At 46.0% G+C, this 24,478-nt stretch carries 25 protein-coding genes; 20 read left to right on the forward strand and 5 right to left on the reverse strand.

Going from position 1 to position 24,478, the window contains the following annotated elements:
• The first annotated feature begins 108 nt into the window (after positions 1 to 108).
• Positions 109 to 639, forward strand: coding sequence for a single-stranded DNA-binding protein (gene ssb / locus Nant_RS11660; protein WP_054341835.1), 531 nt, complete (start codon positions 109 to 111; stop codon positions 637 to 639).
• Positions 640 to 866: 227 nt separating this feature from the next.
• Positions 867 to 1,778 (forward strand): dTDP-4-dehydrorhamnose reductase, encoded by a 912-nt coding sequence (gene rfbD / locus Nant_RS11665; RefSeq protein WP_054341836.1) that lies wholly within the window; start codon positions 867 to 869, stop codon positions 1,776 to 1,778.
• 12 nt (positions 1,779 to 1,790) lie between these two features.
• On the opposite strand, the gene Nant_RS11670 is transcribed toward rfbD, so the two are convergent.
• Positions 1,791 to 2,177, reverse strand: a complete 387-nt coding sequence (locus Nant_RS11670; RefSeq protein WP_076496044.1) for a SirB2 family protein — start codon at positions 2,175 to 2,177, stop codon at positions 1,791 to 1,793.
• 210 nt (positions 2,178 to 2,387) lie between these two features.
• Between Nant_RS11670 and Nant_RS11675 the strand changes: the two genes are divergently transcribed.
• The 4 genes from Nant_RS11675 to Nant_RS11690 are packed head-to-tail and all read left to right on the forward strand — an operon-like array spanning position 2,388 to position 5,006.
• The gene (locus Nant_RS11675; RefSeq protein ID WP_179078935.1) at positions 2,388 to 3,518 is read left to right on the forward strand and encodes a 1-acyl-sn-glycerol-3-phosphate acyltransferase; all 1,131 of its coding nucleotides are present in this window, start codon (positions 2,388 to 2,390) and stop codon (positions 3,516 to 3,518) included.
• Positions 3,511 to 3,990 carry a cyclic pyranopterin monophosphate synthase MoaC gene (moaC, locus tag Nant_RS11680; protein WP_054341837.1) on the forward strand — a complete coding sequence of 160 codons (480 nt, stop codon included), beginning with the start codon at positions 3,511 to 3,513 and terminating at the stop codon, positions 3,988 to 3,990. The genes Nant_RS11675 and moaC overlap by 8 nt, the downstream gene beginning before the upstream one ends.
• Positions 3,990 to 4,247 (forward strand): molybdopterin converting factor subunit 1, encoded by a 258-nt coding sequence (gene moaD, locus Nant_RS11685; protein WP_202905005.1) that lies wholly within the window; start codon positions 3,990 to 3,992, stop codon positions 4,245 to 4,247. Before moaC ends, moaD begins: the two co-directional genes overlap by 1 nt.
• 3 nt (positions 4,248 to 4,250) lie before the next feature.
• On the forward strand, positions 4,251 to 5,006 hold the full coding sequence (locus Nant_RS11690; RefSeq protein ID WP_054341838.1) for a lysophospholipid acyltransferase family protein: 756 nt from the start codon (positions 4,251 to 4,253) through the stop codon (positions 5,004 to 5,006).
• A 61-nt stretch (positions 5,007 to 5,067) separates the two neighbouring features.
• Here Nant_RS11690 and fabB read toward each other — a convergent pair whose 3' ends face one another.
• The 3 genes from fabB to ispB all read right to left on the reverse strand — a co-directional run bounded on the left by fabB (position 5,068) and on the right by ispB (position 8,221).
• On the reverse strand, positions 5,068 to 6,285 hold the full coding sequence (gene fabB, locus Nant_RS11695) for a beta-ketoacyl-ACP synthase I (RefSeq protein ID WP_054341839.1): 1,218 nt from the start codon (positions 6,283 to 6,285) through the stop codon (positions 5,068 to 5,070).
• Positions 6,286 to 6,396: 111 nt separating this feature from the next.
• Positions 6,397 to 6,912 carry a bifunctional 3-hydroxydecanoyl-ACP dehydratase/trans-2-decenoyl-ACP isomerase gene (gene fabA / locus Nant_RS11700; protein ID WP_054341840.1) on the reverse strand — a complete coding sequence of 172 codons (516 nt, stop codon included), beginning with the start codon at positions 6,910 to 6,912 and terminating at the stop codon, positions 6,397 to 6,399.
• A gap of 340 nt (positions 6,913 to 7,252) precedes the next feature.
• Positions 7,253 to 8,221: an octaprenyl diphosphate synthase gene (gene ispB, locus Nant_RS11705; protein ID WP_054341890.1), complete on the reverse strand. Its 969-nt coding sequence runs from the start codon at positions 8,219 to 8,221 to the stop codon at positions 7,253 to 7,255.
• A gap of 224 nt (positions 8,222 to 8,445) precedes the next feature.
• Between ispB and rplU the strand changes: the two genes are divergently transcribed.
• The 4 genes from rplU (at position 8,446) to proB (ending at position 11,497) form a co-directional block, all read left to right on the forward strand.
• Positions 8,446 to 8,757, forward strand: a complete 312-nt coding sequence (rplU, locus tag Nant_RS11710; protein WP_054341841.1) for a 50S ribosomal protein L21 — start codon at positions 8,446 to 8,448, stop codon at positions 8,755 to 8,757.
• A 23-nt stretch (positions 8,758 to 8,780) separates the two neighbouring features.
• Complete coding sequence (gene rpmA, locus Nant_RS11715; protein ID WP_054341842.1) at positions 8,781 to 9,038, forward strand: 50S ribosomal protein L27; 258 nt, start codon at positions 8,781 to 8,783, stop codon at positions 9,036 to 9,038.
• 104 nt (positions 9,039 to 9,142) lie between these two features.
• Entirely contained in the window at positions 9,143 to 10,351 is a 1,209-nt protein-coding gene (gene cgtA / locus Nant_RS11720) for an Obg family GTPase CgtA (RefSeq protein WP_054341843.1), read from the forward strand.
• A gap of 21 nt (positions 10,352 to 10,372) precedes the next feature.
• A complete protein-coding gene (gene proB, locus Nant_RS11725; RefSeq protein ID WP_244894286.1) occupies positions 10,373 to 11,497 on the forward strand; it encodes a glutamate 5-kinase in 1,125 nt (374 codons plus the stop codon).
• Positions 11,498 to 11,569: 72 nt separating this feature from the next.
• Here the strand turns inward: proB and rpsT are convergent, their stop codons facing one another.
• Positions 11,570 to 11,833 (reverse strand): 30S ribosomal protein S20, encoded by a 264-nt coding sequence (rpsT, locus tag Nant_RS11730; RefSeq protein WP_054341845.1) that lies wholly within the window; start codon positions 11,831 to 11,833, stop codon positions 11,570 to 11,572.
• A gap of 239 nt (positions 11,834 to 12,072) precedes the next feature.
• Between rpsT and murJ the strand changes: the two genes are divergently transcribed.
• The 10 genes from murJ to Nant_RS11780 all read left to right on the forward strand — a co-directional run bounded on the left by murJ (position 12,073) and on the right by Nant_RS11780 (position 24,465).
• On the forward strand, positions 12,073 to 13,566 hold the full coding sequence (murJ, locus tag Nant_RS11735) for a murein biosynthesis integral membrane protein MurJ (protein ID WP_082400234.1): 1,494 nt from the start codon (positions 12,073 to 12,075) through the stop codon (positions 13,564 to 13,566).
• A gap of 74 nt (positions 13,567 to 13,640) precedes the next feature.
• Entirely contained in the window at positions 13,641 to 14,573 is a 933-nt protein-coding gene (gene ribF / locus Nant_RS11740) for a bifunctional riboflavin kinase/FAD synthetase (protein ID WP_054341847.1), read from the forward strand.
• 15 nt (positions 14,574 to 14,588) lie between these two features.
• Positions 14,589 to 17,420: an isoleucine--tRNA ligase gene (gene ileS / locus Nant_RS11745; RefSeq protein WP_054341848.1), complete on the forward strand. Its 2,832-nt coding sequence runs from the start codon at positions 14,589 to 14,591 to the stop codon at positions 17,418 to 17,420.
• A 121-nt stretch (positions 17,421 to 17,541) separates the two neighbouring features.
• A complete protein-coding gene (gene lspA / locus Nant_RS11750; protein WP_420798928.1) occupies positions 17,542 to 18,066 on the forward strand; it encodes a signal peptidase II in 525 nt (174 codons plus the stop codon).
• A 2-nt stretch (positions 18,067 to 18,068) separates the two neighbouring features.
• Positions 18,069 to 18,530 carry an FKBP-type peptidyl-prolyl cis-trans isomerase gene (locus Nant_RS11755; protein ID WP_238377132.1) on the forward strand — a complete coding sequence of 154 codons (462 nt, stop codon included), beginning with the start codon at positions 18,069 to 18,071 and terminating at the stop codon, positions 18,528 to 18,530.
• A gap of 231 nt (positions 18,531 to 18,761) precedes the next feature.
• Positions 18,762 to 19,250, forward strand: coding sequence for a GspH/FimT family pseudopilin (locus Nant_RS11760; protein ID WP_054341850.1), 489 nt, complete (start codon positions 18,762 to 18,764; stop codon positions 19,248 to 19,250).
• A gap of 23 nt (positions 19,251 to 19,273) precedes the next feature.
• Positions 19,274 to 19,783 carry a type IV pilus modification protein PilV gene (gene pilV, locus Nant_RS11765; protein WP_162224943.1) on the forward strand — a complete coding sequence of 170 codons (510 nt, stop codon included), beginning with the start codon at positions 19,274 to 19,276 and terminating at the stop codon, positions 19,781 to 19,783.
• Positions 19,780 to 20,505 (forward strand): PilW family protein, encoded by a 726-nt coding sequence (locus Nant_RS11770; RefSeq protein ID WP_082400230.1) that lies wholly within the window; start codon positions 19,780 to 19,782, stop codon positions 20,503 to 20,505. Before pilV ends, Nant_RS11770 begins: the two co-directional genes overlap by 4 nt.
• A gap of 14 nt (positions 20,506 to 20,519) precedes the next feature.
• Positions 20,520 to 21,083, forward strand: a complete 564-nt coding sequence (locus tag Nant_RS11775) for a pilus assembly PilX family protein (RefSeq protein ID WP_082400232.1) — start codon at positions 20,520 to 20,522, stop codon at positions 21,081 to 21,083.
• 10 nt (positions 21,084 to 21,093) lie between these two features.
• Positions 21,094 to 24,465: a pilus assembly protein gene (locus tag Nant_RS11780; RefSeq protein WP_162224944.1), complete on the forward strand. Its 3,372-nt coding sequence runs from the start codon at positions 21,094 to 21,096 to the stop codon at positions 24,463 to 24,465.
• The last annotated feature ends 13 nt before the right edge of the window (positions 24,466 to 24,478 follow it).

Consider the following 24,478-nt stretch of genomic DNA (forward strand, 5'->3'; position numbering starts at 1 on the left):
AACGATTATAAAGTACCTGAGACACACTACGCTATGTGTTATGCTTTGTATAAATGAATAAAGGGTTTCATGTTTGTTAGTGGAACGGGTTATGAGGCGGAGAGAAGCATGGCACGCGGTGTAAATAAAGTGATTTTGGTAGGTAATATGGGTGGCGATCCTGAGGTCAAATATATGCCATCAGGGAATGCTGTAACAAATATAACGCTGGCAACCAGTGAGACCTGGAAAGATAAACAAACAGGGCAAAATCAGGAACGTACTGAGTGGCATCGTGTTGTTTTCTTTAATAAGCTGGCTGAGATTGTAGGTGAATACCTACGTAAAGGGTCTCAGGTTTATATTGAAGGCTCGCTACGCACGCGTAAGTGGCAGGATCAGAGTGGTCAGGATCGTTATACGACTGAGATTGTAGCCAGCGAAATGCAAATGCTGGGTGGTCGTGGTGGTAATGATAATAGTGGTGGTTACTCTCAGGATCAGGAATACAGCCAGCAAGCGCCAGCTCCTCAGCAGCGCGCGCCACAGCCAGCTCGGCAGCCGAGTGCTCCTGCGCAACAGAGACCGCCACAGGCGGCACCTCAGCCTCAGCAGCCGGCTCCTAATTTTGATGATTTTGATGACGATATACCGTTCTAGCGAACTATTAATGCAGAATGTAACGTTGTAACAGACGTTATTCTTTAAAAGCCCGCAATAGCGGGCTTTTTTGCTTTTATGATATTAAAAAAGCTTGATTTAGGTTTTTGTATTCTTATCAGTAAAGATTACGTTTAGCGATTTTTCCGGAGCGTACGACTGTTTCTATTCTTTTTTTCTGATTGGCGTGTTAAAAATAAGTCTTTTGGGTAAGGTGCCGGATTCGCATGACAGAATGGACAACTCTTTTGCCGATAAAGATTCTGGTGACTGGCGGCAATGGGCAAGTAGCTCATGATTTGGTGCTATTGGGGAAGCAGGATAATCACTTTAAAATGATTCCCTTGAATGCTTCAGAGTTAGACGTGAGATCTGTCGTATCCATACAGCATGCTCTGGACCTTTATATGCCTGACTATGTTATCAATACAGCGGCTTTTAATAAGGTAGATGCGGCTGAGCATGAGCTTGAGCGGTGTTTTAGTCTAAACCGGGATGGTGTTAGGAATCTTGCCATTGAGTGCGGCGCGTTATCTATCCCTCTCATTCATTTATCAACAGATCATTTGTTTGATGGGCATTATGCCAGTGGTTATGTTGAGGATGATGATGCTTCCCCGCTAGGGGTCTTTGGTGAAAGTAAGCGCCAGGGAGAGGAATTTCTGAGGCAGTATCATCCCAAGCATATTATTTTACGGGTGAGTTGGATATTTAGTGCTCGTGGAGATAATTATCTACTCAGGACATTAGAGAAAGCACGATCGTCGACGGAGATTGAGGCGGCTGATGATCGTCAGGGTTGTCCTACATCAGCGGCGGATGTAGGTCGAGTGATACTCGCCATCATTAAACAGCTTCATAATGGTGCTGAGGCATGGGGGACTTACCATTACTGCGGCGCCGAAGTGACAACACGTTATCGTTTTACAGAGGCTGTTCTGGCAGCAGCAGGGCAGTATGAGGCGCTTAAAACGACCTCATTACTACCGGTGCCTTCTCGTGCCTTGCATATCGAGGTTGAGCGGCCTGCTTCATCAGTGTTGAAGTGTAAAAAGCTGCTGAGTACATTCGGTATCAGGCAGCGTCCTTGGCGCAGTGAGCTTATGGCCGTATTACGTCAGATTTATCAACAAAAATAAAGCTGGCTGTGCTTAGCTCCAGGGCATTGCGTTATGAGTGATGGCAACGCTGAGTATGTAACCCACACTTAGCAGTGCGATAACGAAGGCACCTATACGTATTCCTTTAGACTTCCCGCGCTTAAGTGCAATGGTGCCAAAGCCAATATAAAGTACTAAACCGACAACCTTTGCTGTCAGCCAGTTAGCCTGAAAAGGATATTCGCTTAGTATAATAGTCAGTCCGATGGCACTGGCTAATAGTATAGTGTCGATAATATGAGGCAAGACCCTTACCAGTTTCTTTTGCAACCATTGGGCATCAAAGAGCATGCCGATTCCGCGCGCTATGAAAAACAGAATGCTCAGTGCGACACTGGTTAAATGTAAATGTTTGATAATTGGATAGATCTCTTGCATCAGCTTTTCCTGTGAGTAGTTGTGGCTAATTAAGAAGCCAACATGATATACCGCTTGTGGGTATAACGGTTTGAATATTAATAATTATACGAAGTATTTGTTGTCCTTGTTGAGCTATGCACTATTTTCGGTGTTGCTTGGTCAATATCATTGGGTTTAACTCACGTTAGCGAGTAAAATATGGGCTTTATTGGTTGATTAGAGATCTTGATGGAAGTTAACGTGCAACAAGACCCATTCAAAGATATACGCCCTTATTATGACCATGAAGTAGAGGCTGTATTACAAAATTTACTGTACGACAATGAGTTGATTGGCGCGGTAACTCAATATCAATTTCCTTCATTACCCGCTTGGATTTCCAGGTTACTAAGGCCTGTTGTGCGTATTGGTCTTGCCCGGGAGTTTGGGGAAATTCAGTCCGTTAAGCGGTTCCAGCGTATGGTCGCTAAATATATGGCTAAAATGATAGCCCGATCGACGACCCGGCTAAGCTGTTCAGGTATGGATAATCTTGAAGACGATGAAGCCTATCTATTTGTCTCTAATCACCGTGATATCGCGATGGATCCAGCCTTTGTCAATTGGACTCACTATCAGCGTGATTTACCGACCGTACGGGTTGCGATTGGCGACAATCTTCTGAGTAAGCCTTATATATCTGATTTGATGCGTTTGAATAAAAGTTTCATTGTTAAACGTTCTCCTAAAGGTCCGCGTCAGATGATGGCTGCTGTGACTCAGCTTTCGGCTTATATCGATCACAGTATTCAGGAAGGTGAATCGGTTTGGATAGCGCAGCGCGAAGGTAGGGCAAAAAACGGTAATGATAAAACAGACCCTGCTCTTCTGAAAATGTTCTATATGAGTCAGCGTAAACAGCGAAGTTTTCCAGAAGCGATTAAGCGTTTGAAGATAGTGCCTGTTTCTATTTCCTATGAATTCGATCCTTGTGATCAGGCAAAGGCCAGAGAGTTAGCGGCTCATGAGCAAGACGGTGTCTATGAAAAGGGGCAGCATGAGGATATAGAAAGTATTGTGCAGGGTATTACTGGATTCAAAGGGGCGGTTCATATTCATTTCGGCGATGTTATCGTTGAGGATTTTGATTCGCCTGAAGTGCTCGCGGCTGAATTGGATCGTCAAATCCATCAAAATTATTTTTTACACCCCTCGAACTATATTGCCGCAGGTCGGCTTGAAAAGGTGACAACCCAAGATCAAGACGCTTTTGAAAAGCGGTTTGCTGGATTAAATCATCGCGAAAGTGAAATCATGCGGCAAATGTATGCTTACCCCGTCGTTAATGCTGAATTGAAAAAAGGTGATATGCGTGACTAAATTGACGCATTTGGATGATCAGGGCCATGCGCATATGGTGGATGTTTCTGATAAGGCGATAACGGTTCGTGAAGCACGTGCGTATGCTGAAGTAGTTATGTTACCCGAAACGCTGCAGATGATTACGTCCGGTGGTCATAAGAAAGGGGACGTGTTGGCCGTTGCCAGAATAGCGGGTATTCAAGCGGCTAAGCGAACCAGTGAACTGATACCGCTTTGTCATCCGTTAATGTTAACTAAAGTGTCTGTAGAGCTTGAGCCTGATGTGGAAAAATCAGCTATTTGTATTACTACGCTATGTCGCTTGTCGGGCCAGACGGGGGTTGAAATGGAAGCATTAACCGCAGCTACCGTGGCGGCGTTAACTTTGTATGATATGTGCAAGGCGGTTGATAAAGGGATGGTGATTACGCAGGTTAAGGTGTTGGAAAAGAAAGGTGGTAAAAGCGGCCATTGGATAATAGAAGGTTAATGATGATATCACTTGTTTTTTTTGCCAGTGTACGTGAGCAACTAGGTGTGAGCCAGGAGTGCTGGGCATGGGATGAGAGTCTTTCAACAGTAGAGGCATTACTGGCCTCTTTGGTGAAGGCAAAAGGTGATCAGTGGGGGAAGGTGTTGTTGGTGCCTAATCTGTTGATTGCGGTTAATCAGGAGATGGCGAGTCTTAGTGCTGCTATCAGAGATGGGGATGAAATTGCTTTTTTCCCACCCGTAACAGGCGGATAATTAATGGTACAGCAAGACAAAACGGCATTGGGGTATCTTCGGGCGGCTCTTTATTATCTGGCATTTTATCCTGCCACGGTATTCTATAGTGTGTTGTGTGTGGTTGTTGCGCGGCCACTTCCTTTTCGTCAGCGTTTCAAGTTTGTAACTCAAATCAACTATTTTTATATTGCCTGGTTGCGTATTTGCTGTGGTGTGAAGCTGCAGGTGGAAGGGTTGGAAAATTTGCCGAAAGAAGGGGCTTATGTGGCGATTTCTAATCATCAGAGCGAATGGGAGACTATTTACTTTCAAATCTTGATTCGTCCTCAGTGTATTGTTTTGAAGAAAGAAATTTTAAAAATGCCATTTTTTGGTTGGGCAATGGGCTTATTGGATCCTATTGCGTTGGATAGAAGCCAGAAACGTGGCGCGTTGAAGGCGTTGCTGTCAGAAGGTAAAGACCGCTTAGGTAGAGGTATTCCGATTGTTATTTTTCCTCAGGGAACCCGATTGGCGGTGGGTGAGCGAGGCAAATTTAATAAAGGTGGAGCGATGTTGGCGGTAAGCTCTGAAGTACCTGTGGTGCCGATTGCGCATAACGCAGGTGTGTACTGGCCTGGAAAAAGCTTCATTAAATATCCCGGCACTATTATATTACGTATAGGTAAGCCAGTTGCTTCTGTTGGGCGCAGTGTTGATGAAGTGCATGCAGAATCGGTGGGCTGGTTGCTTGAGCAAATGGATCAGCTTGAAGCCCCCGAAGCTACAAAAGTGTAGGCGCTAATAAGTTTAAAAAATAAAAAACCGCCAATCGGCGGTTTTTTTGTGGCTGATTCTATTAGTCTTCGAAGCGTTGGAATACCAGTGTTGAGTTGGTGCCGCCAAAGCCGAAGCTGTTAGACATCACGCGATCTAGCTTAATGTTATCGATGCGTTCGGTAACGATAGGTATGCCTGCCGCTTCCGGGTCGAGTTCGTCGATATTAGCAGAGGCGCAAATAAAGTCATTCTCCATCATCAGAAGACTGTAGATTGCTTCTTGCGCGCCAGTGGCGCCCAGTGAGTGACCTGTCAGTGATTTGGTGGAGCTGACAGGTGGCATCTCATCGCTAAAGGTGTTCTTCATTGCTTTGAGTTCTTGCATATCACCGGCTGGAGTTGAAGTGCCATGCGAGTTGATGTAATCAATTTTACCATCAACGGTACTCATTGCTTGCAGCATGCAGCGCATTGCGCCTTCACCTGAAGGGGCGACCATGTCGTAGCCATCAGAGGTTGCGCCGTAGCCGACTAATTCGCCGTAAATTTTAGCACCGCGTGCTTTAGCGTGTTCCAGTTCTTCTAATACCAGCATGCCAGCACCGCCGGCAATAACGAAACCGTCTCGATTGGCATCATATGCACGGGATGCTTTTTCCGGTGTATCGTTGTATTTGCTGGATAGCGCGCCCATGGCATCGAACATCACAGTAAGAGACCAGTGGAGTTCTTCACCACCGCCGGCAAAAACAATATCCTGCTTGCCCATCTGGATCTGTTCCATCGCATTGCCGATGCAGTGAGCACTGGTGGCGCAAGCCGAGGTAATGGAGTAATTAATGCCTTTGATTTTGAAAGGTGTCGCCAGGCAAGCTGATACCGTGCTACCCATAGTGCGGGTGACGCGATAAGGCCCTACTCGACGCACACCCTTTGTGCGTAGAATATCTGCACTCTCAACGATATCCGCAGAGGAAGCGCCACCAGAGCCTGCAATCAGTCCTGTGCGAACATTTGAAACCTGATCGTCGCTGAGTTGAGCGTCTTTAATGGCCTGATCCATTGCCAGATAAGAATACGCGGCAGCATTGCCCATAAAACGACGCAGTTTACGGTCGATCAGCGCATCCAGATCAATATCGATGCTACCGGCTACATGACTGCGAAACCCAAGTTCTTTGTACTCTTCCTGAAACTTAATGCCGGAACGGCCTTGTTTCAATGAATCAAGTACAGTTTCTTTATCGTTACCCAGGCAGGATACGATACCCATTCCTGTCACTACAACGCGTCGCATATGTTGTATCTCCTGTTAATAGGATCTGCTTTTTATTTGTTAGAGGATATTATTGTCCGTAAAGCCCACCATAAATTTAATCGGTGTGGTGGGCAGGACTGAGTAATATTCTTAGAAGCTGTCAGTCGACGTGAACAAGCCAACGCGCAGGTCTTTGGCGGTATATATTACACGACCATCGACAGAAACGGTGCCGTCGGCAATGCCCATGACCAATTTACGTTCGATGACACGTTTTAATTCTATATGGTAAGTTACTTTTTTGGCAGTGGGTAGCACTTGTCCGGTGAACTTTACATCTCCCGATCCTAAGGCGCGCCCGCGACCTTTGTTGCCACGCCAGCCAAGATAAAAGCCAACAATCTGCCACATGGCATCCAGTCCCAAACAGCCCGGCATTACCGGATCGGTCGGGAAATGACATTCAAAAAACCAGAGGTCGGGATGAATGTCGAGTTCGGCAATGATTTCACCTTTGCCATACTGTCCACCATCGTCAGAAATGCTGGTGATGCGATCCATCATCAGCATGTTGCCGATCGGAAGTCGTGCGTTGCCCGGTCCAAACATTTCGCCGTGCCCGCATTTCAACAGGTCTTCGCGTTCAAAAGAGGAAGCTTTAGTCATGTGGAACCTGTTTATCTAGAGAAATTGTCGTCAAAAATATCGATTGATTATACCGGTTTGGAGTGCCGGAGGCACGGTTTGAGTCAGGTAAATTGATCGAAATAGCGTTTTTTCTTGTTTGAGATGATAGTTTTTTGAATGAAGTAGGCTTTCTTGGATGCTGAGGGCCATTGCTGTGGCTTGAATTTTTTGGAATAAAATCTATTCGTTAGCGATAAATAGAGCTATTTGAGTTAATTATTTACAAGGGAGTAAAGAGTAGGCAGGATTTGAATTTCCTGCCTACTTTGATTCTGCTATCAAAACAGAGTAAAAATGTGTTCCATTATTTGTTTGCATATCAGGCGTTTCGATTAACGGCAATATGTGCAAGGAGTGTCAGTGTTTCTTTGAAAGAAGATTCAGGTAATGCGGCCAGGGCGGCGATTGCAAGGTCGGCTTGTGCCAGCGCTTTTTCTTGAGTGTACTCAATGGCACCTGTCTGTCGAACAATCTCAATGACGGGTTTTAAGTCGTCTAGTCCGCCCTTGCGAATGGTTTTTCGTATGAGTTGTCGGTCTTCTTCGGAGGCTGCTTTCATCGCCTGAATCAGAGGTAAAGTGGGTTTTCCCTCAGCTAAATCGTCGCCCACATTTTTGCCCATTTCTTCCGCAGTCGAGAGGTAATCCATGACATCATCAACTAATTGAAAAGCAATACCTAGATGGCGGCCGTAATTGCGCAGTGCTTCTTGTTGTTCTTTCGGGGCGTTAGCCAAAATCGCGCCAACTTCAGTGGCGGCCTCAAAGAGCATGGCGGTTTTGCCGATGATTACCTGCATATAGGCGTCTTCGGTAGTGTCGGGATTGCGGCAGTTTAAGAGTTGCAGTACTTCGCCTTCTGCAATCACATTAGTCGCATTAGATATGACGGCCATAATTGGCATGCTGCCGATTTCAACCATAATCTGGAATGCGCGAGAGTATAGAAAATCTCCGACTAAAACGCTGGGAGCGTTGCCCCATTTTGCATTGGCAGTATCTTTGCCGCGACGTAGATCTGAGTTATCTACCACGTCGTCATGCAGCAGCGTTGCCGTGTGAATGAATTCAATCACCGCAGAAAGCGAAATATGATGCTTGCCTGAATATTGGCAGGCGTTGGCTGCTAAAAGTACCAATAAGGGTCTCAGGCGCTTACCGCCGCTCTCGACAATATAGTGTCCGATCTTTTCGACGAGCGGAACATTTGATCCTAAATGATTGATTATATAATCATTTACAGATGCGAATTGTGGTTCTATAGCTGGATTTAATTGATATGGCTGCATGCGACACTTAATTATCATAATATGGGCAATAGCGGGCATGCTAGGTGTTGCTGAGTAGAGTGTCAAGAATTGACAGTGCAGACTGCAAATTGCTTGAGTTATTCATCTGATTGCTTTAAAATCTCGCGCCCTGAGCTTATCCAACTTAGCTCCCTACCATATGGGTTGTCCATTAGAAGTAGGCTTCGTTTTAGTAGCCGGATAAGCGTAAATTGGAGAAGTAAATGTTCGCAGTAATCGTAAGCGGTGGAAAGCAGTACCGAGTGAAGGAAGGTTATACTCTTAAGCTAGAGAAATTGTCAGCTGAAGCTGGTACTAGCATTGAGTTTGATCGTGTTCTGATGGTCGGCAATGGCGATGACGTTAAGGTTGGCTTGCCGACTGTTGAAGGCGCTAAAGTCACTGCTGAGGTGATCGGTAATGGTCGTGGCGCTAAAGTAACGATCATTAAATTCCGTCGTCGTAAGCACAGCATGACGCGTCAGGGCCACCGTCAGTGGTTTACTGAAGTTAAAATTACTGGAATCAGCGCATAAGCTGCGTTGACGGGAGATAGAAAATGGCTCATAAGAAAGCGGGTGGTTCTACTCGAAATGGTCGCGATTCACAATCCAAGCGTTTAGGTGTTAAGCGTTTTGGTGGGCAGATCGTGGTCGCAGGTAACATTATTGTTCGTCAGCGTGGTACGCATTTTCATGCAGGTACCAACATGGGTCTTGGAAAAGATCATACTCTGTTTGCTAAAGCAGACGGTGTGGTTAAATTCGAAGTCAAAGGCGCGAAAAACCGTAAATTCGTCAGCATCGTTCCAGCGTAAAAACTGGCTTTGTTGCTGAAAAAAGCTCCGCTGTGCGGGGCTTTTTTTGTTTCTGATCAGTACTCGCGCTATGCTTAAGCGGGACTGTTCTTGGGAGGTAGAGTATGAAGTTTGTAGATGAAGCGACGATCACTGTGGAAGCGGGTAAGGGTGGCAATGGTTGTCTTAGCTTCCGTCGCGAGAAGTATATACCCAAGGGTGGTCCTGATGGCGGCGATGGTGGCGATGGTGGTTCTATTTATATGGAAGCCGATGCCGGGTTGAATACGCTGGTTGATTTTCGCTTTACCCGTGTGCATAAAGCGCAGACGGGGCAGGGTGGTATGGGGCGTAATTGCTCGGGCAATAAAGGCGATGATCTTGTCTTGAAAGTGCCAGTGGGTACGACGGTTATTGATATAGATACCAATGAAGTGTTGGCGGATTTGACCGAGATAGGGCAGGTTGAAAAAATTGCCCAGGGTGGCTTCCACGGTTTGGGTAATACGCGCTATAAAAGTAGTGTTAACCGTGCTCCGCGACAGACTAGTAATGGTAGTGTTGGTGAGTTCCGTAACATTAAGCTAGAGCTTAAGGTATTGGCTGATGTGGGTTTGTTGGGCTTGCCTAATGCGGGTAAATCAACGTTTGTGCGAGCGGTTTCTGCAGCAACGCCGAAGGTCGCCGATTATCCGTTTACGACCCTGGTGCCTAGCTTAGGCGTAGTGCGTACCGAGCGTAACCGTAGTTTCGTAGTGGCGGACATTCCCGGCATTATTGAAGGTGCTGCTGAGGGTGCAGGTTTGGGGGTTCGTTTCCTTAAGCATCTGGCGCGAAATCGAGTGTTATTACATGTTGTTGATATGGCTCCATGGGATGAACAAACATCGGCTGAATCGGCAAAAATAGTGGTGCAGGAACTGGCCAAATTTAGTCAGACGTTGGCGGATCAGCCGCGTTGGTTGGTGTTGAATAAGTTGGATATGGTGCCGGCAGATGAGCAGGATGAACGCTGTCAGTCGGTGATTGATGCATTGGCCTGGGAAGGTCCGGTGTATCGTATTTCAGCCATTGATAAAAGCGGTGTGAAGCCGTTGACCATGGATCTTCAGAACTTCCTTGATGGGCGTGCAGCGGCCTTTATGGCTGATCCTGAATTGCAGGTGGAAGAGAATAAGATTCGTGCCTTGGTGGATGCTGAGGCGCGTTTGCATATCGAGCGCTTGCGTCAGTCTATGCGTAAAAAACGTGATAGCGACCAGGATCTTGATATCGATGAAGATGACGACTTCAATGATGACGATTATGATGTCGATGTGGAATATGTCCGCTGAGTGTAGCCGGTAGGAATGGATGTGACAGTAAGTCGAGATAAATTGCAAAAGGCGCGTCGCTGGGTTGTTAAAATTGGCAGTGCTTTGTTGACCAATGATGGTCAGGGTTTGGATGCAGAGGCGATCGGTCGCTGGGTGGATCAATTAGCGGCGCTGAGAGCGCAGGGGATGGAGATTGTTCTGGTGTCCTCTGGAGCAGTGGCAGAAGGTATGACTCGGCTTGGTTGGCTTGTACGCCCGAAAGAATTGAATCGCCTGCAAGCGGCGGCTGCGGTTGGTCAGATGGGGTTGGTGCAGGCGTACGAGGCTAACTTTCAGCGCCATGGTACGCATACGGCTCAGATTTTATTAACACATGATGATCTCACTAATCGTAATCGTTACCTGAACGCCCGGGCCACGCTCAAAACTCTGCTGGAAATGGGGGTTGTTCCGGTGGTCAATGAAAATGATACGGTGGTAACGGATGAATTTCGCTTTGGTGACAATGATACGTTAGCTGCATTGGTGGCAAATCTGATTGAAGCGGACGCTGTGATCTTGCTGACTGATCAGTTGGGTTTGTATACGGCGGATCCTCGCTTTGATCCTAAGGCTGAATTAATTTCTGAAGCGCGTGCAGAAGATGAGTCGCTGGTGGCGATGGCGGGTGACGGTGGTAAGTTAGGTCGTGGTGGTATGGCGACCAAGGTGAGAGCGGCTAAACTTGCGGCGCGATCGGGGGCTGTTACGCTGATCGCTAGCGGGCGGGAAGATAATGTTTTGCTGCGGCTGAAGCAGGGCGATGTGCTTGGAACCTTGTTGGTGCCTGAGCGTACGCCTATGGTGGCTAGAAAGCAGTGGTTGGCGGGGCATCTACAAGCACGGGGAACCCTGGTGTTGGACGCTGGGGCGGTTTTGGCGTTGACTGAGCGCGGTAAGAGTTTGCTGCCAGCAGGTGTGCGGAGTTTGTCTGGTGCTTTTACGCGTGGCGAGATGGTGTTACTCACGGATGAGGCGGGTAAAGTGGTAGCGCGAGGTTTAGCGAATTATGGAGCGGAAGATGCTCGTAAGATTGTGGGCAAACCCAGTGCTTTGATATCTGCTGCCCTGGGCTATATTAGTGAGGAAGAGTTGGTTCATAGGGATAACCTTGTGCTGGTTTGATGGCGTTAAGACCGGCAAAAAGCAGACACAAAAAAACCGGCAATTGCCGGTTTTTTTAACAGACGTTGGTGATTAAGCCATTGCCTTGATACGTGTGTTCATGCGGCTCTTGCTACGTGCAATTTTGTTTTTCTCAAAAATGCCTTTAGTAACAGCGGAGTCCATGATTGGCTGCGCTATTTTGAATGCTTCATTAGCGGCAGCTTTGTCACCGCCAGCGATAGCTGCAGTAACTTTTTTGATGTACGTACGAACCATGGAGCGGAGGCTAGCATTATGCTGACGACGTTTCTCCGACTGGCGAGCGCGTTTACGAGATCCTGCGGAGTTAGCCACAATCCGGCTCCTTCTAAAATAGGGTTAGTATCTATCTGGTAAATCACCAGAATTTGAGACGCAAGATTATTCATATTTTTTCGCTCGCTGTCAACAAAAAACAAGAAAGTTTATTTCTAAATCGATAAGATGCATGGCGTAAATAGTTTTATATTGAAGGGAATGATGTGAATAAAGATGGCGCTGAAGAGGTTAAGCAGCGAGGGGGATTACTGCGTTCCAGTGGTGTGGTGGGTGTAATGACCCTATTCTCGCGTGTTTTAGGGTTGGTTCGCGATGTGGTGATCGCCAGTTATTTTGGTGCCAGCGGCAGTGCGGATGCATTTTTCATCGCGTTTAAAATTCCTAATTTTATGCGCCGTTTATTTGCTGAAGGTGCTTTCTCGCAGGCATTTATCCCTGTTCTATCCGAGTATCGGGAGCGCCAGGATCACGCAGCTGTTCAGCAGTTGGTCGACAGGGTGGCCGGTACGTTGGGTTTTATCTTGTTAATGGTTACGATTGTCGCTGTGTTGGCGGCACCGGTGCTTACTGCTGTATTCGCGCCTGGATTTTATACGGGTCACAGCGACAAATTTCAGCTCGCATCTGAAATGTTGCGGATCACATTTCCCTATTTGTTACTGATCTCGTTAACGGCATTTTCAGGCGCTATTCTCAACACCTACGGACGTTTTGCCATTCCTGCGTTTACCCCGGTGTTATTGAATATCTGTTTGATAGGTTCGGCAGTTTTTCTGAGCCCTATGTTCGATGAACCTATTGTGGCGCTGGCATGGGGCGTATTAATGGCAGGAACGGTGCAATTGGTCTTCCAATTGCCTTTTTTAGCGCATCTGAAATTGCTGCCAAAGCCTGTATTTGGCTGGCAGGATGAAGGTGTGCAGCGCATTCTTAAATTGATGCTTCCTGCCTTGTTTGGCGTGTCGGTAGCCCAGATTAATCTCTTGCTGGATACTGTATTAGCGTCCTTTCTGCAAACCGGTAGTGTGTCGTGGTTGTATTACTCTGATCGGTTGACAGAATTGCCGCTAGGGGTGTTCGGTATTGCAATATCAACCGTTATTTTGCCAAGTCTTGCGCGTAAGCATGCAAGCCGTTCGGCGAAAGAGTTCGCGCATACGTTGGATTGGGCGGTACGCATGATTTTACTGATTGGCTTGCCTGCTTCATTGGCGCTTATTTTGCTGGCTGAGCCGCTAATCATTACCTTGTTTAAATATGGCGAGTTGACGGCCAGAGATGTCGCCATGTCGGCAATGAGCTTGCAGGCTTATGCCTGTGGATTGTTAGCGTTTATGCTGATCAAGGTGCTGGCGCCAGGTTATTTTTCGCGACAGGATATGAAAACACCCGTGAAAATAGCAGTCCAGGCAATGGTGGCTAATATGATCCTTAATTTGTTATTGATCTGGAACTTTCAGCATGTAGGCTTGGCGATGGCGACGGCTTTGTCTGCTTTTTTGAATGCGGGAATGCTGTTGCGTGGTTTGATAAAAGAAGGTGTTTTTAAATGGCAACCAGGTTGGATGTTACTGTTAATCAGACTGTTTCTAGCGTTGTTTGCATTGCTCGCTGTTATTGTGTGGTTGAGCCCGCCGGCTGATATCTGGATGGCGGGAGATGTCTGGATGAGAGTCAGGCAGATGTTGTTAGTGGTCGTTGGAGGAGGCGCTGCTTATGTGTGCGTTTTGCTATTGGCAGGACTTCGATTAGGTCATATTCGGGCGTAATGCGAATTTGCAGTACTCGTTGTACAGTAAGTGAGCTATAATCCGGCGTTTTTCTTTAGGTTGTATTGAATTCGATGGAATTGATTCGCGGACTACATAATTTACGTGAAAAGCATCGCGGATGTGTGGCCACCATCGGAAATTTCGATGGTGTCCATCTCGGACACATTCGTGTGCTGGAGCAAGTAAAAGCGAAAGCTATCGAATTAGGGCTGCCGACTACCGTGGTTATTTTTGAGCCACAGCCGCGCGAATTCTTCGATGGTGAAAATGTACCTTCAAGACTGACCCGTTTTGGTGAAAAAGTACGCCTATTGGAGGCCCAGGGTGTTGATCGGGTGTTATGTCTTACGTTCAATGCTCAATTACAAAAAATGACGGCATCAGGGTTCATTGAAAATCTTTTGTTAGAAGGCCTTGATGTAAAACATTTTGTTGTGGGCGATGATTTTCGCTTTGGTTGTGACCGTCTTGGCGATTATCAAATGCTCAAATCAGCGGGGCAGCAATACGGTTTTAAAGTGGTTAATACACAAACCTTCGTTGTTGATGCTGAGCGGGTAAGTAGTACGCGGGTCAGGCGTGTTCTTGAAGAAAATGATTTTGAGTTGGCTGAGCGTCTTCTCGGGCGCAGGTATCGCATCGCCGGCCGCGTTATGCATGGTCAGCAGCTAGCAAGGCAGCTGGGCGCGCCAACCGCGAATATTCGGATGCACCGGTTTGCTGCTCCGTTGCGTGGAGTTTATGCCGTAACGGTGTATCGTGATCAGAAATTATTAGGGCAGGGTGTGTGTAATATCGGGATGCGTCCCACGGTGAATGGCACCCAGCCAGTGTTAGAGGTCCACCTGTTTGAATATCAGGGTGATTTATATGGGCAGTTGCTTAGTGTTGAATTTGAGTCCTTCTTGCGAAAAGAGCAGAAATTCGATGGGCTGGAGCAACTCCGAAAACAAATTTTTAATGATATAGAAGCGGCGCAAACCTATTTTGCTCAGCTTAAATGATCTGGAATAAATGTGATGACCGACTATAAAGCGACACTGAATCTACCGGATACGGAATTCCCAATGCGCGGCAATCTGGCTAAGCGTGAACCCGATATGCTGAAAGCATGGCAGGATATGGGTTTATACCAGAAGATTCGGGAGATGAGTGCCGGTCGTCCGAAATTTATTCTGCATGATGGGCCTCCTTACGCCAATGGTAATATCCATCTTGGTCATGCAGTGAACAAAGTTTTGAAAGATATCATCATCAAATCCAAAACGCTGGATGGTTTTGATGCGCCTTATGTGCCGGGTTGGGATTGCCATGGTTTGCCAATCGAGCATAAAGTTGAAGTCACTTATGGCAAAGGTATGGGTGCAGATAAAACCCGTGAACTCTGTCGTAGTTATGCTCAAGAGCAGATCGAAGGCCAGAAAAACGACTTTATTCGTTTAGGTCTTTTGGGCGATTGGGACAATCCCTACAAAACTATGGATTTTGCTAACGAAGCCGGAGAGATTCGAGCCTTAGCAAAAATGGTTGAAGGTGGTTATGTTTTTAAAGGACTTAAGCCTGTTAACTGGTGTTTTGATTGTGGTTCCGCATTGGCTGAGGCTGAAGTTGAATACGCAGACAAAAAATCTTCAGCGATTGATGTGACGTTTGAATGCAAAGATGTTGATAAATTAGCGACTGCTTTCGGGCTTGCTTCGCTCGAGAAGCCTGCATTCTCTGTTATCTGGACAACCACACCCTGGACCATTCCTGCCAATCAGGCGATGAACGTACATCCTGAATTTGAATACGCATTGGTTGATACCGGTGATCGTTACCTGATGCTGGCCGCAGAGTTGGCTGAAAGCTGCTTGGAACGTTACGGGCTGGAAGGCCAGATTGTAGCTAAAACAGTCGGTAGTGCACTGGAGCATATCGCCTTTAAACATCCTATTTATGACCGTGAATCGCCTATTTATCTGGCGGAATATGTGGCGTTGGATGCAGGCACGGGGATTGTTCACTCATCACCAGCTTATGGCGTAGAAGACTTCGTGGCCTGCCGTAGTTACGGTATGGAATTTGATCAGATTCTTAACCTGGTGAAAGCAGACGGTGTGTATGTCGATGATCTGGAATACTTTGGTGGCTTGTCTATCTGGGATGCCAATCCAAAAGTTATCGAGAAATTACGCGAAAATGAGCGTTTACTGACGCATAAGACCATTAAGCATAGTTATATGCATTGCTGGCGCCATAAAACACCACTTATCTACCGTGCAACGGCGCAGTGGTTTGTTGGCATGGATAAGCAGGCTAATGACGGTAGCACGCTACGTGAGAGTGCGTTGGCGGCTATCGAGCAGACACAGTTTGTACCGGGTTGGGGTAAGCCGCGTTTGCACAGCATGATCGCTAATCGACCAGACTGGTGCATCTCGCGTCAGCGTAACTGGGGTGTGCCGATTCCTTTCTTCCTGAATAAAGAAACCGGTGAGCTGCATCATAATACCGTTGCGTTGATCGAACAGGTCGCTCAACGGGTTGAGAAAGAAGGCATCGAAGCTTGGTTTAAGCTCGACGCCGCTGAATTGCTGGGCGATGAAGCCGGTCAATATGACAAGGTTACAGATACCCTGGATGTGTGGTTCGATTCAGGAACAACACACTGGCATGTGATGCGGGGTTCTCACCCGATGGGGCATGACCAGGGGCCGCGTGCAGATTTATATCTGGAAGGTTCTGATCAGCACCGTGGCTGGTTCCACTCATCGCTACTGACCGGTTGCGCGATTGATGGACATGCGCCGTATAAAGAGCTTCTCACGCACGGTTTTACCGTCGATGAGAAGGGTTATAAAATGTCAAAATCGCTGGGTAATACGGTTGTTCCACAAGAAGTGACCGACACCTTAGGTGCAGATATTCTGCGTCTATGGGTAGCTTCAACGGATTATTCGGGTGAAATGGCCGTTTCTAAACAGATTTTACAGCGAACGGCTGATTCTTATCGCCGTATTCGTAATACATCACGTTTTCTGCTGGCGAACCTGAACGGTTTTGATCCGGTCACTGATCTGGTCGCACCAGAAGATATGCTGGCATTAGACCGTTGGGCCGTTGATGCCACCGCACGCTTGCAAGAGAAAGTGAAAGAATCTTACGCCAACTATCGTTTTCTGGATGTGTTCCAGCAGGTTCATCATTTCTGTGTTCAGGAACTGGGAGGCTTCTATCTGGATATTATCAAAGATCGTCAATACACCACCAAAGCCGATAGCTTGGTACGTCACTCTTGCCAGACGGCGCTTTATCACATCGCGCAAGCATTGACGCGTTGGATTACGCCTATCCTCAGCTTTACGGCAGAAGAAATTTATGCGGCACTGCCGGGTCAGGACAAAAAAGACAGTGTTTTCTTTGAAACCTGGTATGAAGGCCTGTTTGAGTTGGGTGCTGATGCTGTCTTCGATCGTGAGTTCTGGGAACGCATTCTAGCGGTTAAAAGCGCTGTGAATAAAGTACTGGAAGAGGCGCGTAGCGAAAAACTGGTAAAAGCATCGCTTTCGACAGAAGTTACTTTATACGTGGATGACAGCATTATGTCTGATCTGGCGCGTTTGGGCGATGAGCTGCGTTTCGTATTGATTACCTCTGAAGCGGCTTTGAAACCGTTATCTGAAGCCGATGGCGCACGAGATACCGAGCTTGACGGGCTAAAAGTTGTGCTACAAACATCAGAGCATGCTAAGTGTGAACGTTGCTGGCATCATCGTGCAGATGTGGGTGCTCATGTTGAATATCCAGAGTTATGCAATCGTTGTGTAGACAATGTTTATGGCGAAGGCGAAACACGCTTGTTTGCATAAAAACTATATAAGAGTTTGCGTAAGCATGTACTTGAAAAAGGGTACTTAAAAAACCGTATTTAAACAATTTGGTACGTTTTTACATTAAGAATCAATGGCAGCAACGAATAAGGAAATTAAAGTGGGTGCGTTAAAGTGGCTGTGGCTAACCGTGTTTGTGTTAGTCGCAGACCTTTTGAGTAAGAATATTGCACAGGAATCACTAGGCTACGGTGTCCCTCAAACACTGTTTCCCGGTTTGGATATGACGCTGTTGTACAACACCGGTGCCGCCTTCAGCTTTTTATCAGATGAGAGCGGTTGGCAGCGTTGGTTGTTTGTAGTGATTGCGATAGCGATTAGTATAGTGTTAGTTGTTTGGTTAAAGCGTACCGATAAAAAGCAGTGGTGGCTGGGCATGGGGCTGGCACTGATTCTTGGCGGTGCTTTAGGTAATTTGCATGACCGGATTATGCTGGGATACGTAGTGGATTTTATTTCAGTATATTACCAGTCCTATTTCTTTCCTGCGTTCAATCTTGCAGACAGCGCCATCACGCTCGGTGCCGTTATCATGATTATCGATATGCTGTTTTTGGAAAAACAGAGTGAGGCTGAAGCCAACAATAATACCGATGATTTTCAAAAACACCCGCGCCGGAGATAACGATGAGTGAACAAATGACAGGTTCTGAAATACTAGCTCCTAAAACAATAGGTCCTGAAACAACCATCACCCTGTATTTTGAAATCAGATTGCAGAGCGGTGATGTCGTCGATAGTAATTTTGCGGGGAAGCCGGCTATGTTTACCGTCGGTGATGGCAATATGCTGGCTGGATTTGAAGCGGCTATCTTTGGGTTGAAAGCGGGAGACAGGCAGGTTTTTCAAATCACACCAGAACATGGATTCGGCATGTCCAACCCTAGTAATGTACAAAAAGTAGGGCGCGAAAATTTTGCAGGTATGGAGCTGGAATCTGGGTTAATTATCGGCTTTCAGGATGCCAGTGGAGAGCTGCCCGGTGTTGTTGTCTCGTTCGATGAAAAAAACGTGGAGGTCGATTTTAACCATCCACTTGCCGGAAAAACTTTAGAGTTTGAAGTAGAAATTCTGGAGATAACAGCTTAAATTTCTGCTGACAGTTACAGGCATAAAGACAAGGATTGTCTTCCCGCATTAAATTCCCCTTTCTAGCTCCTGTTTAAAAAATGCTCACATCTTTTTTTTTAGCCTATACTCATATTGCTGGTGTGTTTAGATTTTGTACAGTTTAGAAGTTGTATTATGCGTTTGATCTTTCATGGAAAAAGTAAACGATAGAAAAGGAATTTCTGATGATTACATTGACAAGATGGCATTATGATAAAAAACCGCGGATTTACATTAATAGAGCTGATGGTGACTGTCTCGATATTGGCAATATTAACAACCGTTGCGATTCCGGGTTTCTCTGATTTGATTAGAAATACCCAAGCAAAGGCTCTGGCAAATGGCATGGTAACAGCATTGCAGTTTGCGAGAAGCGAAGCTGTCAAACGTAATCAACAGGTTAACGTATGCCCTGGTGGCGTTATAGTTGGATGCACGGCCGCTCCTGGTACATGGGTCGATGGCTGGGTTGTCTATGTTAATGGTACTGCTACGGCATTGCGTACATGGGATGCGCCTGAAGGAGTTGTTGTTATTGATCAGACAGGTGCCGATGCAGAGATATCTTTTTTGGGAACGGGGCGCGTAAATGTTGCGACGCAGATAGAAGCAAGTTTGAGTGACTGCAGCGGCAATGAAAAACGCATTATTGATGTCACTGCAATAGGACGGGTTTCTCTTTCCCGGACAGGTTGTTAATAAATATGCTGCATGTAAACAGAATGAAATTCCAGCGTTATTTGCCATACCAGCATGGTGTCGGTCTGATAGAGGTTCTGATTACATTACTTGTCTTATCCGTTGGTTTATTGGGGATGGCTACGTTGCAGATTAGAGCCGTGCAGCTGAATCAAAGCTCTTATCTTCGGTCGCAGGCAATTACTTTAGCCTACGATATGGCAGACCGCATTAGTATTAATGGAGAGGCAAGTGCTTCTTACGCTCAAGCAATAGCCGCAGACATTCCAGCAAATCCTTTAGCTTGCGCAGGAGCGGATAGTGTTTCTTATTCTTGTAGTGGGACTCCACTGGCGACGTCTGATTTGAGTGTATGGCTGACGTCACTCGCAGTTTTGCCTGCTGGAGATGGCAGCATAGCGATATCTGGAGATGGCGAGCAGGTTATTATTACTGTGTGTTGGGATGATAATCGAGGTGCAGGCACGGATGGTTCTGCTGCGATATGCGGTATTGATGGACTCACTTTTTTTCAATTTTCAATGAATATATGATGGATAAAAATAAGCAGCAATATCAGCACCGCTATAAGAGAGGGCAAGGTGGCTTCTCTCTTATCGAACTAATGATTGCTTTAGTATTAGGGTTGATTATTGTCGGTGCTGTGATCAATGCCTTTCTCGCGATGAGTCAGACTTACAAGGTTCAGGATGCGCTGTCCCGAGCCCAGGAGAGCGGGCGTTTCGCGCTGGAACTAGTTTCGCAAGAGCTTCGCATGGCGGGCTTTACTGATACAGCTCAGCGTGCATTAATTGGTTATCCACAAGTTACAGCGCAAGCGAGTTTGCCGAGCGCAGTAGATGATCAGGTAAATGATGCTGTGACCAGTGAAATGTTATTTATCGATACTCATGATAGTGGTGGCGGTTTGGCATTGTACGTGGCTCCTGATGGGCAGTCTGGTATATCAACATTGTATGCAGGGACGCAGGCGCTTGTTGAAGGTGTTGCAAGCATCATTTTCAGCTATGGTCTGGATACAAATAACGATTTTCAGGTTGATCGCTTTGCTCCAAGTAGTACGGTTGGTATTGACTGGACTCAGGTAGTCGCAGTCCGAGTATGGATATTAGCCGTTGGTGGAGAACGAGGGGCAGTTGATACGGCTCAAACATTAGCAGCACCTTTTGCTGCAGTTGATACCAGTGACAGGCGCTTGTATCAAGCATTTGCTACCACGATAGCATTGCGTAATGCGTTATTGGATAAACCTTAATTGGTAGTGTTTTTATGATGAATTGCAAGAGAAGCTATGAGCGAGGAGCGACACTCATTATTGCGCTCATTATGTTGCTGTTGATGTCGATCATGGGCTTAAGTGCCATGCAGGGAACAACGATGCAGGAGCGTATGGTGGGAAATATGCGTGATTCACATATTGGCTTTCATTCTGGCGAAATTGCCTTGGATTATGCAGAAAGCTGGATAAGAGATCAAAGTGTTAAGCCTGTATTTGAAACCTATCCTTGCTTAGCTGCGTGTGGAGGCAATGTGTATGATGCCGTTAATAATGTTTCCAGTGTAGTTACTGATTTAGAGAGCGGTGCTGCTAATTGGGGTAGTAGTACCACAACATATGCAGATGATGCATTTGTGGGTGCTGGGGCATCGGTAATTGAAGGTGTTTCAGCTCAGCCGGAAATGACGCTGGAGTGGGCTGATTTTAAAAAAGACAGTCTTGAACCTGACGATATTTCGGGTGATTATCGTTTTCGTAGCACGATTAGAGCATTTGGCGGAAGTTCTACTTCTGAAGTGCTGATGCAAACAGAATATGTTAAACGTTTTGATTGAGGTGGATTTTATGTTTAGCCACAAGCGTGTAATTACGGCTGTTTTTATAATGCATCTGGCTGTAGGCAATGTAGCGGCGGGTAATTTATCTTTATCAGATGCGCCGTTAAGTGTATCTACCAGCGCCGAACCTAATATTATGTTGCTGATAGATAATTCGGGCAGTATGGATACGATTATCGAGTCGGATTATTTTCTGGCAAATCCGCCCGCTGATAATCAAACAGAATGGCGCCCTCTGGAATATTATTCTTCTGGTGGCTATTATTATTATGGAAGTGTTTATTCAAACAATGAAGGTAATTTTTATCCTTTGCGTGGAGTGAGACATAACTGTAGCACAGGGTTTTTGAAGTTTTACACAGCTGATGCTAGTCAATCCAAATGTTTAAGGCTGCCTGATCCTGTCGGTGGTGAGAATACCCGTTATACCGGTGCTTATATTAATTACCTGTTAAACACGTACTCATCGGGCACTGATTTGCGAGGAGGAAGCACGATTCCTGACGATTATCGAATGAATGTGGCGCGCAATGTGGCCTCCAATTTGATTCCTGATTTTGATAATGTCAGGTTTGGCTTATCTAGCTTCTATGGCCCTAGCAGTTACAGTTATGGACATGGGGCAACGATTAATCGGAACTGTGGTAGTAGTGTTGCTGATATTCAAACATCATTGAATGGATTGTCAGCATCAACGAATACGCCACTTGCTGAAGCCTTGTATGAGGTGACACGTTATTTTCGTGGATTAAGCAGCTATTACCATTCAAACACTACTTATACGAGCCCTATTCAATATCGCTGCCAAAAGAATTTCACGATAGCTATCACTGATGGTTTTCCAACCTATGATAGGAATTATCCGACTAACGATCCTGCGGATGTATTAAATACCGGCAAAAGCTTACCTGACTGGGATGGGGAGCACCCGAACACAAACAGTTCGCAGTATCCGTCCTTTCCTCAGTATTCGGATGGTTTTGATACTTCAGGTAACTCCGAAGGTGCAACGCTCTACTTAGATGATATTGCACTGTTTGCTAATGAAATTGATATGAAGACGTTTGACGTTAATGGTAACGATCTGGACGGTATTAGTTGGGATGACACAACGGACAACGCTAAATTTGCACAGCAAAACATGCTCACTTATACCATTGGTTTTGCGACAGAAAATCAGATGCTTGAGGATGCTGCTGCCTATGGTCAGGGCGGGTATGAGAATGCAAATAATGCAGACGAGCTAACCACCAAGTTAAAAGCTGCGATAAACGATATTCTGGCGCGTGCGGGAGCCGCTTCTTCTGCTGCTGCAAGTACCGGTAGTCTTCAGGTAGGTACGTTGATTTATCAGGCGAGTTTTAATAGCGGCGATTGGGTTGGTAGTTTAGTCACGTATGAATTTGATACCGATACTACGAGCGGTACTTATGGAGAGCTATTAACTGAATTAGACACCGATGTGGCAAGTGACACCTATGGAGAGCAGATGCCGGCAGAAGTATGGGATGCTGCCGATCTTATACCCGCGTGGGATATTCGTAACATTATTACCAACATAGGCAGTACCGGAACGGGGTTTAATCGCGACTATTTTGATGGTGATGCTGCTAACAGCGCGGCTACTAATGCTTCGATAGCAGGGTTGTTAGCAGATAACTTTGATGATGACCTTAACCTCGTCGATTATTTACGTGGGCGTGCCGTAACTGCTTATAGAGCCAGAACCTCCTTGCTCGGTGATATTGTTCATTCAAGTCCGATTTATGTAGGGGCGCCGAACAGAAACTATACAGACACTTTTGAATCAGGATCAGAAACTTATGCCCAATTTGCCGCCCGATTAAAAGACCGTACACCTGTTATTTATGTGGGTGCAAATGACGGCATGTTGCATGCGTTTGATGCGGCTGATGGTGATGAATTGATGGCTTATATACCAGGAATTTTGTTACCAGATCTGAAGAATTTGTCTGTGATAAATTATAGTCATCAGTATTATGTTGATGGCACACCCACGATACAGGATGCGTTTATTGACACCGGTTCCAGTGCTGAGTGGCGAACTGTATTGGTTTCAGGGTTGAATAAGGGGGGGCAGAGTATCTTTGCCTTGGATGTTACTGATCCTGAAGGAGTTAGTGATAATACCGTTAGTTTTAGTGAAGATAATGCAGACAATGTGTTTTTATGGGAGTTTACCGACGCCGATGATGCTGAGCTCGGGTATTCATATAGCCAGCCCGTTATTGCAAAATTAAATGATAATAAATGGTATGCGATATTTGGCAGTGGCTACAACAATACAGAAGCGGATGGTCATGCGAGCTTAACGGGTGATGCGTCTGTATTTATTGTGGATCTTGAAAATGGCTCTTTAGTGAAAAATATAACAACGGCCACGGGCATGGATGAAGACCCCACCAGCCAAAATCGCCCTAATGGTTTACCTAGAGTAACCTTGGTCGATACCAATAATGACTCTAAAACTGACTACCTTTATGCTGGCGACCTGTTTGGTAATCTTTGGAAATTTGATTTGTCAGGTTCAACTATCGCTTCTTGGGGGCTGGCCTATAAAGCTTATACAGCATGCTCCGATGAGCTTTGCACAGAGCACCAGCCTATCACGACAAAAGTTTCCGTGAATAAGCATTCAAGTGACGTGGGCATTATGGTGTATTTTGGAACAGGAAAATATATAGAAACTACTGATAATAATGGTGCGGCGGGTGGTGTACAAAGTATTTACGGTATCTGGGATAAAGGCTCTGTTGTCAGTAATGCCAGTGGTCGTTCCCAGTTACAGCAACAATCCATTATTTACGAAGATGGTGTTACCTTTACAGATACCAAAGGCACACTAGCAACGAATGATGATACGACGACGACCGAGACCATCCGCGTCATTTCAAATAATGCACTAAGTACAACAGACAAGGGCTGGTATATGGATTTGATTCCACCATCAGGTGTAGAGGCTGGAGAACGCCAAGTCACAGAACTGTTGTTACGCAGAGATCGTCTGATATTTAGCTCAAGTATTCCTATCGATTCAGTTTGTAATCCATCTGGAGATAGTTGGTTATTTGATTTGAAAGCAGAAACGGGTAGCCGACTTTCTTACTCTGCCTTTGACCTTAATGAAGACGGCGCTTACGGCAAAGATGATATGGTGACTGTGACGATTGGTGGTGAGGAAGTTCTTGTTCCGATCACTGCTATAAAAACAGGGACTGGCGCTTCGAAAATAACGCCTTTGCTTGATGATGAAAATGGCTGTACCACTAAATATATTCAGGGGGGGAGTCAGAAAGTAATCAACAGTTTTTGTGGGCCAGGATACGGGCGTCAAAAATGGCAACAAATCTTTCGGTAATGAGGAATAGACA

The sequence above is a fragment of the Neptunomonas antarctica genome (genome assembly GCF_001305295.1).
Taxonomy (GTDB): Bacteria; Pseudomonadota; Gammaproteobacteria; order Pseudomonadales; family Balneatricaceae; genus Neptunomonas; species Neptunomonas antarctica.